The following is a 15,026-nucleotide window of genomic DNA, read 5'->3' on the forward strand; positions in this document are numbered from 1 at the left end:
TAAACGGTATAAAGGGATCTGATAACAGCGGAGTGTCTATGTTTAAGTCCTATTTTCCCCGGCCAGCGCTGTTTTTCAGCACGGTGGCCATCTGGAGTTTACTGGCGATTTTTGCCTGGTTTGGCTTTGCCAGCGACTTACCTTCTATGTGGCCCAATATTGCCGCAGCAATGAGTAAACCGTTGCCTGATAACGCACTGCGTTTTATCGCCGCCAGCCAACTGTGGTTTTACGCCTATTACTGGCTGGTAGTGGCGCTGTTTGCCATCGCCTGGCGCATCGCCGATAACCATCCGTGGCAGCGCTGGTCAGTATGGGGTTCCGCGCTGATTATCTTCGTTACCTGGTTTGGTGTGCAGGTCGGGGTGGCGGTCAATGCCTGGTATGGCCCGTTCTATGATTTGATTCAGAAAGCGCTCACTAAAGCCGGTTCGGTGCAGATCGGTGAATTTTATCAGCAGGTAGTCGCCTTTTTAGGCATCGCGCTGATTGCCGTGGTGATTGGTGTGATGAACTCCTTCTTCATCAGCCACTGGGTGTTCCGCTGGCGTACCGCGATGAATAACTACTACATGCACAACTGGCAACGCCTGCGTCATGTGGAAGGTGCGGCGCAGCGTGTGCAGGAAGATACCATGCGTTTCGCCAGCACGCTGGAAGACTGGGGCGTCAGCTTTATTCAGGCGATCATGACGCTGATTGCCTTCCTGCCGGTGTTGATCACCCTGTCGCATCATGTGAAAGATATCCCGCTGCTGGGCAATATCCCTTACGCGCTGGTGATTGCTGCGGTGCTGTGGTCAATTTTCGGCACCGGCCTGCTGGCGCTGGTGGGTATCAAGTTGCCCGGTCTGGAATTTCGTAACCAGCGGGTGGAAGCCGCCTATCGTAAAGAACTGGTCTACGGCGAAGATGATGCATCGCGCGCCTCACCACCCACCGTCACTGAGCTGTTTGGTCGCGTGCGTTTTAACTATTTCCGCCTCTATTTTCACTATCTGTACTTCAACATCACCCGCATTCTTTATTTGCAGGTAGATAACGTGTTCGGGCTGTTTTTGCTGTTTCCGTCGATTGTGGCAGGCACCATTACGCTCGGTCTGCTGAACCAGATCACCAACGTGTTTGACCAGGTACGCTCGTCGTTCCAATACCTGATTACCTCGTGGTCAACGCTGGTGGAGTTGATGTCGATCTACAAACGTCTGCGCAGTTTTGAGCAGATTTTGCAGGATATCCCGCACGAAGAGATGATGCGCGAAGCGGCAGAATAATCCCGTAGCGGCGCGATTTATCGCGCCGCTACGGTTTCATGCATAATCAGGGTTTCGCCAATGCCGCAAATACCTGCTCAACCGCAAATGCACCTGGATCTTTCACACCGTGCAAACTTTGCTGGTTGAGATAGGCCGAGCGTCCGGCTTTGGCACTCGACATCTGCGCCGTGGCATCCGCGCCTTTCTTCGCCGCATCGGCGGCATCCTGCATGGTTTGCCCCGCCACCAGCGCCCAGAGTGCCGGTTCCAGCGCATCGATCATCGTGCGGTGCCCTGGTTGCGCACCACCATAATGTTTCATGCGTTCCAGCCCGTACATCAGCGCTTCCGGCAACTCATAACCCTCGTCCACCCGCTGTCCAGCGGCAGTGAACAGAATCGACATCAGCACACCACTCGAACCGCCCATCACCGTGGAGAGCTGCTCACCCACCAGCGCCAGCAGCACTGACAATTCCGCCAGCGGCAACTGATGTTCGCGCAAGCCGCGCTGAATTTTCTTCGCCCCAGCAGCAAAAGTGGAGCCGGTATCGCCATCGCCCACTTTGGCATCCAGCGCATTCAGGTCACTTTCCAGCTCAATCAGCGTTTGTGTAATGCGTTTCACCACCTCCGCCACGGCCTTGTCCTGCGATGGCGTCACTTCCAGTTCACTGAGGGGAGCGGTCGCGGTTTGCAGGCTGACCGGCGCAAAGTCATACATCGGCACCCAGCCCATCACCTGCACCGGGGCGCTCAGCGCTTCGAGGAAGTGCGGCTCCAGCGCCAGCAGCGACAGTGAAAAACCTTTCATATCCAGCGCACTCACCAGCGTAGCCGGGCCAATCAGATGAGTGATGCGTGCCGCCAGCGGTGACTGCAACACTTCGCGCGTCAGCAGCGCCAGCTCAAGCTGTGAGAAACCGCCGAGGTTATTGATCAGCAGCAGCGACTGTTTGCCGTCTGGCAGCATCTGGGCCAATTTATCCGTCATAATGCTGCTGATTTTTCGGCTATTTTGCGTATCAAGCGTCACTACACCCGGTTCGCCATGTATGCCCATGCCCAGCTCGCTGTGCCCTTCCCGCACGCGATCATCGCGTTTTTCACCCGGAATATGACAGGTGCCAAACGCCAGCCCAATCGACGAGGTGGCTTCTATCGTCTGCTGCGCTAACGCTTTGACGGCACTGAGCGGTTTGCCCTGTTCGGCGGCGTAACCGGCAATTTTATGCACCAGCACGGTCCCGGCAATGCCCCGCGGCTGCGGGTTATCTGGCAGGGCGATGTCGTCCTGCACCATCACCAGCTCCACTTTGTAGCCGAGCTTTTTCGCTTTCTCCGCCGCCAGCCCAAAATTGAGGCGGTCACCGGTATAATTTTTCACAATTAACAAGCAGCCCGCGTCGCCGGTGACATTGATAATGGCACTCAGCACCGCATCAACACTCGGCGAGGCGAAGATATCGCCGCACACTGCCGCCGTCAGCATCCCTTTACCGACAAATCCGGCATGGGCCGGTTCATGGCCGGAGCCACCCCCGGAGATCAGCGCGACTTTGCTTTTGTCCCAGTCACTACGCACCACGACGCGGATCTCATCTCCGAGATCCAGCCGACTGAGGTTATGCCACGAGGTACTCAACAGAATCCCTTCGATAGCTTCGTTAACCAGATCGACCTTCTTATGCATAAAAAACTGGCTCATTGCGTTCTCCCTTTTGGTGTTGTGGTACTTAAAGGTAGCGCAGTAAGCGCAGAGAAACGCTGAGCAAAGGCAGGAAATGCAAAGGGCGGCACAAGCCGCCCTGCAAATTCAGATAAATGTGATCACAGCGCGATGCGCAGCACGCTATCCGGATTTTTGGGTGGTTCTTTACGTGAGCCAGGCTGTTTGATGCTGACAAACAACGTTTTGCCATCCGCCGACAGCGCAAGGCTGTTCGGCAGGCCCGGTGCTTTGACGGTGCGTTTTACTTTGTAGTTGCTGGCGTCAATGATGCTGATTTCGCCCGCTTTGCGGTGCGTCACGTACAGTTCATCACGGTCAGCATTGAACAGCACCGCCAGCGATTCAGGGACATCAATCCGCTGGATGACCTGCTGGCTACGGGTATCCAGCACCAGCACCTGCGGCTGTTTGGAATCGCTGAGGAAGGCGCGATGGCCCTCGGTATCCAGCGCGATGTTCAGGAAGAAATGATCTTTATCCGCGTCGATTTTATGACGCTTTTCAATCGCATTCAGACGGGTATTGATGGTGACCAGCTCACCGTCGCCGTTGGTGACGTAGAGTTTCTGCGCAGCGGAATCCAGCGCCAGGCCGGTGCCCATTTTACCGGTGTTCGGCACGGTGCTAATCAGTTGCAGCGTTTTGCCATCCACCACCCAGACCACGCTTTGCGGGCCCAGACCGGTGATATAAACGCGGTCAGTCACCGCATCGGCTACCAGCTCACGCGGTTGCAGCGGACGCACATCTTCGCTGCGCTTACGGCCATCCAGCACCAATGTATTCAGTACCTTGCCGCTGGTGGCATCCACCGCTGTCACCGCCGCATTCACGGTATTACCGATGTAGAGGACGTTGGTTTTGGGGTTGATGGTGGCACCGAAGGCTTTCAGGTCGGTATCGATGGTTTGTTTTACCGCCAGATTTTGCGGGTCGAGACGATAGACGGTGCCGCCTTTTTCGTTGGTGGCATTTTGTGACGTCGCCAGAAACAGCGCGTTATCGCTGTTGCTGAACGCCAGTTCATAGGCACCTTTCGAGATCGGCTGATTCAATTCCTGAGCATCTGCCGCCATTACCGCAGAGGTAGAAAACAGGGCTGTCGCCAGAAACAGTGGACGCAGCACCCACTGCACAGTTTTATTCGCTTTCATGACTTCTCCATAGCAAAACCACCGCCTCACGGCAGTGAATGAAAGCCCGACATTGCAACCAGATCGTTAAAAGCAGCCCGAGGCAGGCCGACGAAGGATTTTATTTTTGCGAATAGTAATCATTTACAAAGGAAAGCGACAGGATTTTATCTGCTTAAACGCGGCCAGGGCCCCGGAGGCGCCCTGTCAGCACAGATTGTTAACTGACTTATTTAGTCAGTTCAGCGGTCATGTGCACGCCGTTATTGAAGGTGGCTTCTGTCACTTTATAGGAAGCACCAGCTTCTTGTGCCTGAGCAGCAATTTTCGCTTCAGCACCGTCCAGAGTAGACGCGGTAGCGGTCACGCTCTGAGCAAAGCTGGCGAAAGGCAGGACGGAAAGAGCAACAACAGCAGCAAAAGTTTTGATAGATTTCATGGTCAATTCCTCGGTCAATATTTGATTAGGTAAGGCGTCATCGCCTTGTTGAGATAAATATTAGGCCGAAAATTGATCAACAAAAAGCGGAGAGATTTGCGGTTATCATTCAAAAAAACTGACCATAAAAAGCACGTTATGGTTAGCTTTTGCACGCAGTGTTAATAATCTGCGTTTTAGTTAAAAGGCAGGATTTATCGCTGTGATTACTGAAAGTTAACGTGCGCGATAAATCGCGCCGCTACAAGCAGGTGCAATTTGTAGCGACGCGATTTATCGCGTGTTTTTTTTAATTACCTACCCGTGATGCCGCACGCGGGTGAAAATGGTTATCGCCGCCAGCAACATCAGTACACCACTGGAGAGGAATACCCCGCCTGCGCCCTGCAAATCAAACATCCAGCCACCCGCAGCAGCACCGGCGGTGATCGCCAGCTGAATCGTCGCCACCAGCAAGCCGCCACCGGATTCCGCGTCATCCGGCACAGCACGGGAAATCCAGGTTGACCAGCCAGTCGGCATCGAACCAAATGCCAGGCCCCATACCGCGACACCCACCGCCACCAGCCACGAGACACCGCCGAAGCTCACCAGCACCAGCGCAGTGACGCTCATCAGCAGCGCCATACCGCTTAGGGTCAGCGAAACGCTGCGCGTCACCAGATAACCCGCCAGCGAAGTCCCGAAGAAGTTCGCCACACCAAACGCCAGCAGCACCAGCGACAGCTGATTGACGTTAAGCTGCGCAGCGCTTTCCAGGAACGGACGCAGGTAAGTAAAGAAGGCGAAGTGACCGGTAAACATCATGATCACCGCCAGCATCCCCCAGCGCATCACGCTGCGGCGCAGCAGGTCCAGCACGCCACCACTGCGTGCCTTGTTTTCCGGCGGCATGGCAGGCAGGGTAAAGAACTGCCAGAACAACGCCAGCACACCTAACGCACCGGTCAGCAGGAAAATATTGCGCCAGCCAATCAGCCCACCCAGATAGCTGCCAAGCGGCGCGGCGATGATGGTCGCCAGTGAAATCCCGCTAAACACAATCGATAGCGCACGTGGCACCTGGTCATTCGGCACCAGACGCATGGTGATGGCGGTTGATAACGTCCAGAAACCACCAATCGCCATGCCCAGCAACACACGCGCCAGCAGGATCATGGTGAGATCCTCAGCAAACGCCACCAGCAGCGCCGAGGCGATCAACAACAGGGTAAATGCCAGCATCACCATGCGACGATCAAGACGGCGGGTGAGATTGCCAATCACCAGACTGGTCAGCAGCGCCACCAGCGCGGTCACTGTGACGGTTTGTCCCGCCTGCCCTTCACTGACCTGCAACGAAGCGGCAATCGGCGTCAGCAGGCTTACCGGCAAAAACTCGGCGGTAATCAGGCCGAATACGCCGAAAGCCATGGCAAATACCGCACCCCACGCGGGTTTCTCCACCGGCAAACTCTGTTCGACGACATCACTATTCAGGCTCATCTGCGATCCCCATCACAAAATATTAAAGAGTGAGCATAGTGAGCAACAGCAAGACGATCTATGATACAGAAACTTTGTTTTTTGATAATTCGTCTGGAATCGTATGAGCCGCTATGAAGATCTGACCAGTGAACTGCTGATGGGCATGCGTCTGTACGGCGTCAGGTATCAGCGTATCGCCCTGAATGCCCCGTTTGGCCTGCGTTACGACGATGCGCCTGGCCGGGCGCAGCTGCATTTTGTCGGACGCGGATCGCTGCTGATCCGCTCCGCCTCCGGGACGATCTATCCCCTTGAGGCCGGTGATGCGCTGCTGATCCCACATGGTCGGCCCCACGCGCTGATCTCAAGCGAAGAAGCGCACTGCGAGCCGATCAGCACCTTCAATAGCAAACCGATTTGCGACAGCGTCTGTGCCATTGACGGCACCGCGTGCGACAGCCCGGATAACGCCGATGTGGTGCTGTTCAGCGCCTGCATGGCGTTTGAACTGGGCGGGATGCAGCCGCTGGTGCACACCATGCCGGATGTGATGCTGGTCAGCACGCTGCTGGCGCAATATCCGGAAATCCAGCCAATCCTCGATGCGATGGAGCGCGAAACGCGCCTGCGCCAGGCGGGATTTGCCGGGATTTTGTCACGTCTGGCGGATGTGGTGGCGGCACAGATTGTGCGTGGCTGGGTGGAAAACGGCTGCGGCAAAGGCAGCGGGCTGGTGCAGGCGCTGCGCGATCCGCGCCTCAGTCTGGCGATGGCGGCCATGCACCGCGCGCCAGGCGAAAACTGGACGGTAGAACGGCTGGCACGCGAATCGGGCAGCTCGCGTTCGGTGTTTGCTGCCCGTTTTCAGTCGGCCACCGGCATGACGCCGCTGCGCTATCTCACCGAACTGCGTATGCGTCTGGCTGTGCAGCGCATCGTTAACGAAGGAGAGGCGATGGAAAGCGTCGCCTTTCATCTGGGTTACGGCTCGCTGGCGGCATTCAGTCGGGCGTTTAAGCGGATTGTCGGACAACCGCCAGGCGCACTGCGCGCCCGACGGGAGGTGATATCCGAGCTTTAACGGAACACGCTGATCGCTTCCACCAGGCGATTCGCCTGGCGTGCCATACGTTCTGACGCTTCTGCCCCTTCCTGCACGCGCGCGGCGTTTTGATGGGTGATGTCATCCAGGTCTTCCACCGCGCCGCTTACCTCGCTCAACGCCACGGATTGTTCTGCCGTCGCCGCACTGATCTGCGCGATTAACGCGGTGACATGCTGCACCTGTTCAACGATGTCCTGCATGGTGCGCCCGGCAGCGTCGGCGTGGCTGCTGCCTGACTGCACGCGGCTGGCGCTGGTTTCCACCAGCTTTTTGATCTCGCTGGCCGCAGTGGCGCTCCGCTGCGCCAGGTTGCGCACTTCACCGGCCACCACAGCAAAACCTTTGCCCTGCTCCCCGGCGCGTGCCGCTTCAACCGCCGCATTCAGCGCCAGGATATTGGTCTGGAAGGCAATGCCGTCAATCACACTGGTAATATTGGCGATACGCTTAGCACTGTCGGCAATCTCCGCCATCATGCCGACCATTTCCTGCATCACTTTACCGCCCTGCACCGCCGCCTGGCTGGTGTTGGCCGAAAGATCATTCACTTCGCTGGCGGTTTCGGTATTACTTTTCACTGTCGCCGTCATTTCGTTCATGGTGGCAGCCGTTTGCTGTACATTGGCAGCCGCCTGCTCGGTACGGCGGCTCAGTTCATCGTTGCTGCGCGCAATGGCATCGCTGGCACCCAGCACGTTAATTGCCTGACCACTGACATCATCCACCAGCCAGCGGAACATCAGCCCGAGCTGACCAATGGCGCGCAGCGTGACGCCAATTTCATCGACGCGATCCATCTGCTCCACTTTATGGCTGGCCCCGGTCGCCACACTCAATGCCTGGTGGCAGATACGTTCCATCGGGCGTGAAATCTGTTGCTCCAGCCACAGGCTGGCCAGCAACAATAACAGCGCCATACCGCCGCTAAAGTAGCCCAGCGCCAGCGGTGGCAGGCCAAGCAACCAGACCCCCAGCACTGACAGCGGCAGCAGCGCGGCCAGGGGGGAACGAATCCGCCAGCGCAGCGGCAACGTTTTGAGTAACGCGCTAAAGCGCCCCACAATTAGCCCTTTATGAAAACGGCGGCCTTTACTGCGCCCCTCACGAAAATCCCGATACAGCGCCTCGCTCTGGCGAATTTCTTCGGGTGTCGGTTTGGTACGCACTGACATATACCCCTGTACCTGCCCCGCGCGTACCACCGGAATGGCGTTGGCGCGCACCCAGTAATGATCACCGTTTTTACGCCGGTTTTTCACCAGTGCGGTCCAGGGTTCACCCTGTTTTAACGTCGCCCACATATCCGCAAAGGCTTCCGGCGGCATATCCGGGTGCCGCACCATGTTATGTGGCTGGCCATTCACCTCCTCCGGGGTAAATCCACTGACCTCAATAAAAGCATCGTTGGCGTAGGTGATATAGCTGTTGAGATCGGTGGTAGACATCAGGGTGGCATGATCGTCAAAGACGTATTCACGCTGAGTGATGGGTTGATTGTTACGCATGAGTGAGTCCTTGCAAGCCAGCAGTCAAAAAAATTGATAACCCTTATTTATCTTTTCGGCAGGAAAAGGTCACAACTTTAATGTGGCTTTATCATTTTTATCCCGAATAAAGCAGGATTTTGTCCGGAATCACAGAGTTACAGAGGAGAAAAATAGATAACGATTAATTACTAAATATTCTTACCTGTCATTAAAACAACCACCTCACCCCGACGTTATAACGCCAGCCGCGTGCACCATTGCCATCGATCTCTTTGCGGTAATCCGCTTCAGCATAGAGCGAAATATTATGCTGAAGGGTTGCCGTTCCACCGGCCCCCACTTCCCACATCTGACCAAAATGACCGCTGGCGAAGGTCGCGCCCAGCTGCGGATAATCCACCGACGAGACTGACGTTTCCGCAGCGCCACCCCAGCCTTTGTAATAATTGACGCGCAAATAAGGTGTGTACTGATTATGGCTGCCATCGCTCCAGCTGCGGGCCAGACGCGCACCGAGACGACCAATGGTCTGGTTGTAGTCGCTGTAACGCACCTTATTACCGTCAGCGTCGATAACATCATTCATGCGCAACTGCATGTACATCAGCTGCGCCTGCGGCTCCAGCGTCAGCCCCAGCCCCATATCAACGGGATACCCCCCTTCCAGCGAGGCCGTCCAGCCGTGGCCTTTCAGTTTGGCGACTTCGCGTTGACGTGCGATATCTGTTTCCCCGCGATGCCAGTCCAGCGACAACACACCATCCAGATAAAAACCATTCTGTCGCTGCCAGGTGCCATAAAAAGCCAGGCTGTCGCTGTCGAACGTGGTACTGCTGAAGCCGTCAGCAGCCTTTGGACGGAGATGCGTGTTACCTCGGGTGTAAGCGATACCAGCGCGCAGACTGTCCTTATCTCCATCGAATCGCAGCAGATTGCCACCCAGTTGCACCGCGTTGTAGTCGAGGTCAAAATTATAGCCGTAGTCGAGAAAACCCTGATCGCTGTGATATTTCAGGCTGGAGCCGATGTAGCGCAAAAACATTTCGCTACCATAGCCATCCGGATGGGTCTGTTCATGACGCAGTTCACCCAGGCGTTTATGCAAATCGTCAATGATGGCGGCAGTGTAATAAGCCAGTGCAACCGGAGCAGAAATATAGGATGGGACCTGTGGCACCACCGCCGGGCGTGCTTTATAGGTTGGCAGACTACCCGTGCCCCCCGCTGTCGAACCACCACCTCCCGTCGAGCCGTCGCCCCCGGTCGAACCGCCTCCCGTCGAGCCGTCGCCCCCGGTCGAACCGCCGCCTGCCGAGCCTCCGCCGCCATCGGGAACAGGCGCAGGGCTGGAGACAAAGATCGGTGAACAGCTGGCCCCCTCCTCACAAACGTAATAATTTGCCAGACGATAATCCCAGAAAGTGCTGCCACTCCCACTGACCTGTCGCTGGCTGGCATCACTGCTGCCCGGTGCAAAAGTATAGAGACGGTATTGCCACGGCCCGGCAGCCAGATAGCCGCCGCTTAGCGCAAAACTATCACTCGCGGCATTGCCTGCCACCTGCACCAGTGAAATCCCTTCATTGTTTTCAATGCCGCCGTTCTGATCCAGATCGGTCAGTGCACCGTTGCTGTTATCAGACAGTTTAATAGTAATCAGCGTCGTACCGCTGGCATTGCCGGTGACATTCAGGTGGTCAGTAAACTGGTTATCCAGCGCCCCCCCCTCATTCAACGTGGTGGACAATTTCAGTTGCCCATTCTGTGATGACAGTGAACCCGCTATATCCAACTGGTTGCCTGGCGATCCACTGCCGTTGGTCAGATCGATAATCCCGGCGTTGTTGACTACCAGTGAATTATCGCTGCCGCCGGTTAACGTCGGATGAACATTGTCCCCGGCGTAGAGGGTTGAACCACTATCAATATTGATAGTGCTGCTTGCTTGCAGGTTATCGGTTAATTGCCATTGGCTATCTGTAAAGTTAACGGTATTCCAGCCGCTGCCGAGATTGACGCCTTTGCTAACATCATCAGAGCTGAAACTCCCACCCCGTGCGTCAATCTGATTCAAGGTCAGGGAGTTATCCGTACCGGTACCGCTGGTAAGGTGGTAAGTGGTGCTGAGGTCAACATGGTTCACTTCCGCACGGTTGTCATTGCCATCCCCCATGGTCAGGCTGCCATTGAGGCTGCCCCCGCTCCAGCGGAATAGATCCGCGCCGCTGCCGGGGCGGATATCACCCACCACTGCCCCCTCCGTCAGCAATACCTGATCATTCGCACCGCTGCCCGCAATCGCCACCGCAGCCGGGCTGGCGGCGGTGATAGTGCCGAGGTTTTCGAATACCGTGTTTCCACTCTGCACATCCACCACCGGTGAGGCCAGACTGCTGGAGCTAAGTACCCCGGTGTTGAGGATATTCGCTGCGGCACTGGAAATAAGCGCCGAGCCACCTGCTGGATTATCGACAGTGACATCAGCGGCAGTGGTGATATTGCCCGTGGTGTTAGCGAGAATGCCGTTGCCACCCGATCCGGTAACGTTAAATTTGTAGCCGGAGCCGAGAGCCAGATCATCCGTGGTGGTTGACCCGTCCGCATTGGCGAAATTCAGGCCATTGCCACTGCCGGATACGTTGGTCGTCACCGCAGACCCCGAATCAAAGGAAACGGCAGTGCGAATACCGTTGCCGTTGGCAACATTAATCGTCAGGTTGCTCAGGCTGATATTGTCCAGCTCAGCGCGGTTTTCAATGCCGTTGCCACTGCCGGTGATATTGAGGGTAGCGTCACTGGCTGTCAGCCCCACTGCGCCGCTGTCGAGCAAAATACCCTGTGCGCTGCCACTGCTGGTGATCACCGTGTCACTACCGGATAAGGCCAGCTGTGCACCATCGCTGATGCGCACCCCAGCCACACCGTCGCTCACGTTAATCGAACCACCTTTGGTCAGCGAACTGCCGCTGCCGCTCATGTCGAGACCCGTGCCATTAGCCACACTCACCACGCCGTTGTTGGTCAGCGTGCTACCTGCGCGCAACCGGATACCGATACTGCCGCTGCCAGCGAGGTCCACCGTGCCGTTGTTGACCAGGCTGCCCCCATTGGCAAGGTCAGCGCCAATGGCATGACTGCCGGTACCGCTGATGTTGCCATTACTGGTGGCGGTCGTGGCCGCCGATGCCCCATCCAGCGCGTTACTGAGGTCGGTATGCAGATTATTTACCAGCACACCGATGCTGCCATCACCACTCAGGCTGATATCACTGGCAAGCGTGGCGCTGGCTCCCCCTTCAACACGAATTGCGGTGCTGTCGATACCGCTGGCGAGATAGTGACTGTTTTCAGTGTTCAGGCTGCTGCCGCTACCGGAGACAATCACTCCCGTACTGGCGTCAGCAGCAGCGGAGAGGGTAAGCGGGCGGCTAAAACTCAGTCCTGCACCCTCGTCGATACGGTAACCCACGGAACCATTACTGCTGATGTTCAGCGCACTGGCGGCGGAATTGATCCGCGAGCCGCTGCCCGCAGCATGGTAGGCAATCTGGTTGTTGTCGTTAAAGACTGGCGCTGATCCCATCGCAACATTAACCAATGCGCCGTTGAGCGCTTCAGCCCCTATCGCGCCTGAGCCATTGAGGTTGAGCGCACCGCCGTTAAGGTTAGCGACCGCGCGGCTGCCGCTGGCACTGATCCCCAGACTGCGATGAGTGGTATCACCGCCGTTGACATTAATCGTTCCGCTATTATTCGCGGTAGTCGTGAAGGTGCTGTCACCGCTGTCCACCCTGATGGCAGTCCCTCCATCATTAATACTCATGTTGCCGCTGTTGGTTCCAGTTGCGCCACTTTCTATACGCATGCCCGTCGCATTCGCACCGCTAAAAACGATATTTCCCCGATTAACCAGTTGCGCACGATTACGCGCCAGATAGCCTGTCAGCCCATCCTGTGCCGAGCTGAGTGCGGCTGCTGAGGTCAGCGTGGTGCTGGTGACAGGCACCCCGCTGTTGTCGCCCGTGAGGGTATGTCTCTGCCCATCAACAATAGCCCCGAGCGCATTATTGCCACGCAGGTTGATACGGGTAGCGGCATCAATGTTGCCGCTGGCTCCACCCTCGATATTTACCCCGATCGCGCCTGTACCGCTGACATCAAGCAGGGCATTACGTGTGTTAACGATGGTATTCCCCGTGCCACTCGCGTTTACCGCGACGGAGCCTGCCCCCGAGGCAGTAAGCGACAGATCGGTGCCATCAAAGTCGGCACCCTGCTCAACACGAAACAGCGTCGAAGAGGGAGTGGTGACATTAAAAGCATGATTGCCGTTAACATTAATACGTGCATTGGGGCCGTATGCGAAGAAGGCGATCTGATTGCTGCCCGCCGTGAATGTGGGCACCGCATCCTGCGCCACATCCACCGTGGCATTACCCCGCGCATGGACGCCAATCGCGCCAATGCCGCTGAGGTTGATCGGGCCGTCAATAATGGCGCTGGCCGTCCCAGTGCCCTGACCTTCCACCCAAACGCCGAAATTGCGTGTACCGCTGATCGGATCGGCACCGCCTGCCACATTGATCGTGCCTGTCGAACTGGCCGCTGCGGTGCTACCGCTGGTCGCCAATACCTTCACACCGGTGCCATTGACACCGTTCAGATTGATGATCCCACGATTATCCAAAGTCCCCCTGCTGTTAGTCGCCAGAATGCCGACATTTTCACGCGGAACGCTGGCAGCAGCACCGTTGATATCGATAGTACCGTTATTGATAAGCAGGGCGTTGCTGGTCCCGCTAACCGACATGGCAGCGGCATTCTGTGTCCGCGACCCAATCACGATATGACCGTCATTGATAGCGCTGCCGTTCGCCACCAACGCAATCCCGCTGGTCAATCCGCTCTGGTTCATAGCGGTATCGGCAACGGATTCATTGAGACTATTTTGCGGACCACGCCCGATATAGAGCGTGCCATCGCTGGCATTGCTGAAGGCGGAAGTGGCTGTGGTAAGCAACACGCCCGAGGAGGTACCACGCGCGCTGGAACCATTGACGCCAACATTAATATTGCCGTGATTACTGGCGCTCGCTGAGTCATCCAGTCTGATACCGGCCACACCATACTGCGTGTTGCTACCGATGGTGGCAAAGTTGAGCACCCCATTGTTAGCGAAAGTGCTGCCGCTCTGCACCACCACGCCGTTGGCCCCTAAACTGGTGGAGCCAATGCCGGTGCCATCCTGACGATTGAGGAATCCACCATTAATCACGCCATTGTTGGTACCGTTACTGCCGGTGCTCAAGAGTAACGCCGTGCCATTGTTGCTGGTGCCACGGCTAGCCAATTTGCCGTTAATCAGCGCCTGTGCGCCGTTTGTTGCCTGGATTGCACCGTTGGTTGCGCCAATCACCTCCAGCGTTTTCCCCGCTGCCACGGTGACACGCGCGTTAGCACCCACAGCATTGATCACCGTGCGTTCGCCAAGGGGTAATGTCACTTCATCCGGTGGCGTGGCGCTCACCTGATAGACAATATTGCCATTGCTTACCGTAACCGCTTTGTTGAACTCGGTCAGGTAACTGGCGGTGCTGAGCTTGCCGGACTGCAACTGGTTAATCAGCCAGTCATTGTAAGCCTGTAGCTGGCTGGCATTGGTCACGGTGAAATTGTTGGTTTTACCATCCAGCGTCGTCACACTTAACGCACCGCGATAAACCGCAAGATTTTGCACCTGGTAGCTCAGCGTTGCACTGCCGCCATTCGGTGTCGCGGTACTCCCGGTGAAGGTAATACGGTTGTTGCCGTTCCAGATCAGGGAACTATTAGCATTAACCTGAAAAAGGGTGGTTTGTTTGGCGGCCATGGTCCAGCTATTGGTGGCTGCGCTGCTGGCAGCGCTGGCACGACCAATACTGACAGTGAGCGTTCCCCCGGTAGATACATTGGCAACACGGGCATTGATGTACTGGCCATTGTTGACATTCTGCACATCGGACACGCTGGTACTGGCAGTGACGGGCGGCAGCGTCACCAGATTGGCGGAGTTGTAGACCTGAAAGGTAATGTTGCCTCCGGTAGCCGAGTCCGGCACCGTGATGGCATAATTCTGTGGGCCAGGATCGAGACGATCCTGATTAAGGTATTGTGTCCCGGCAGTGATCCTGACCAGGCCCAATGTGGTGGTGACTGCACCATCCACACCTGCCGCGAAATTCTGATTACCGCTGAGAATTTCGTTGCCGCTGTTGATTTGTAACGTGCCCACCTGATTATCATTGATTTGTGGTGTAAAACTCCCCAGTGTCGCCGCTTCGCTATTTAATATTGAAAAAAGTAGGCTCGGTGTTGCCAGGATCCCTAAAACAGCCGGAGCGAATCTAAATCTCATACATCCCCCAATG

Annotated in this window: 8 protein-coding genes; 2 read left to right on the plus strand and 6 right to left on the minus strand. The window is 56.3% G+C overall.

Features of this window, described 5'->3' with window-relative positions; genetic code table 11:
* Nucleotides 1-38: 38 nt before the first annotated feature.
* Complete coding sequence (sbmA, locus tag RCF31_RS11090; protein WP_084871877.1) at nt 39-1,274, plus strand: peptide antibiotic transporter SbmA; 1,236 nt, start codon at nt 39-41, stop codon at nt 1,272-1,274.
* 46 nt (nt 1,275-1,320) lie between these two features.
* On the opposite strand, the gene RCF31_RS11095 is transcribed toward sbmA, so the two are convergent.
* The 4 genes from RCF31_RS11095 to RCF31_RS11110 form a co-directional block, all read right to left on the minus strand.
* Nucleotides 1,321-2,964, minus strand: a complete 1,644-nt coding sequence (locus RCF31_RS11095; RefSeq protein WP_416410449.1) for a dihydroxyacetone kinase subunit DhaK — start codon at nt 2,962-2,964, stop codon at nt 1,321-1,323.
* Between the two features lie 122 nt (nt 2,965-3,086).
* The gene (locus RCF31_RS11100) at nt 3,087-4,142 is read right to left on the minus strand and encodes a YncE family protein (RefSeq protein WP_416410451.1); all 1,056 of its coding nucleotides are present in this window, start codon (nt 4,140-4,142) and stop codon (nt 3,087-3,089) included.
* Between the two features lie 208 nt (nt 4,143-4,350).
* Nucleotides 4,351-4,560, minus strand: a complete 210-nt coding sequence (locus tag RCF31_RS11105) for a DUF1471 domain-containing protein (protein ID WP_084871874.1) — start codon at nt 4,558-4,560, stop codon at nt 4,351-4,353.
* A 297-nt stretch (nt 4,561-4,857) separates the two neighbouring features.
* Nucleotides 4,858-6,045 carry an MFS transporter gene (locus RCF31_RS11110; RefSeq protein ID WP_299458179.1) on the minus strand — a complete coding sequence of 396 codons (1,188 nt, stop codon included), beginning with the start codon at nt 6,043-6,045 and terminating at the stop codon, nt 4,858-4,860.
* Between the two features lie 103 nt (nt 6,046-6,148).
* Here RCF31_RS11110 and RCF31_RS11115 point away from each other — a divergent pair, with 103 nt between their 5' ends.
* Complete coding sequence (locus tag RCF31_RS11115; protein ID WP_299458181.1) at nt 6,149-7,108, plus strand: AraC family transcriptional regulator; 960 nt, start codon at nt 6,149-6,151, stop codon at nt 7,106-7,108.
* On the opposite strand, the gene RCF31_RS11120 is transcribed toward RCF31_RS11115, so the two are convergent.
* Complete coding sequence (locus RCF31_RS11120; RefSeq protein ID WP_416410454.1) at nt 7,105-8,637, minus strand: methyl-accepting chemotaxis protein; 1,533 nt, start codon at nt 8,635-8,637, stop codon at nt 7,105-7,107. The two genes, RCF31_RS11115 and RCF31_RS11120, sit on opposite strands and share 4 nt — an antisense overlap.
* Nucleotides 8,638-8,827: 190 nt before the next feature.
* The gene (locus tag RCF31_RS11125) at nt 8,828-15,013 is read right to left on the minus strand and encodes an autotransporter outer membrane beta-barrel domain-containing protein (RefSeq protein ID WP_416410457.1); all 6,186 of its coding nucleotides are present in this window, start codon (nt 15,011-15,013) and stop codon (nt 8,828-8,830) included.
* Nucleotides 15,014-15,026 lie beyond the last annotated feature (13 nt).

This window comes from Pantoea sp. App145 (assembly GCF_047947045.1).
In the GTDB taxonomy this organism is placed as follows: Bacteria; Pseudomonadota; Gammaproteobacteria; order Enterobacterales; family Enterobacteriaceae; genus Pantoea.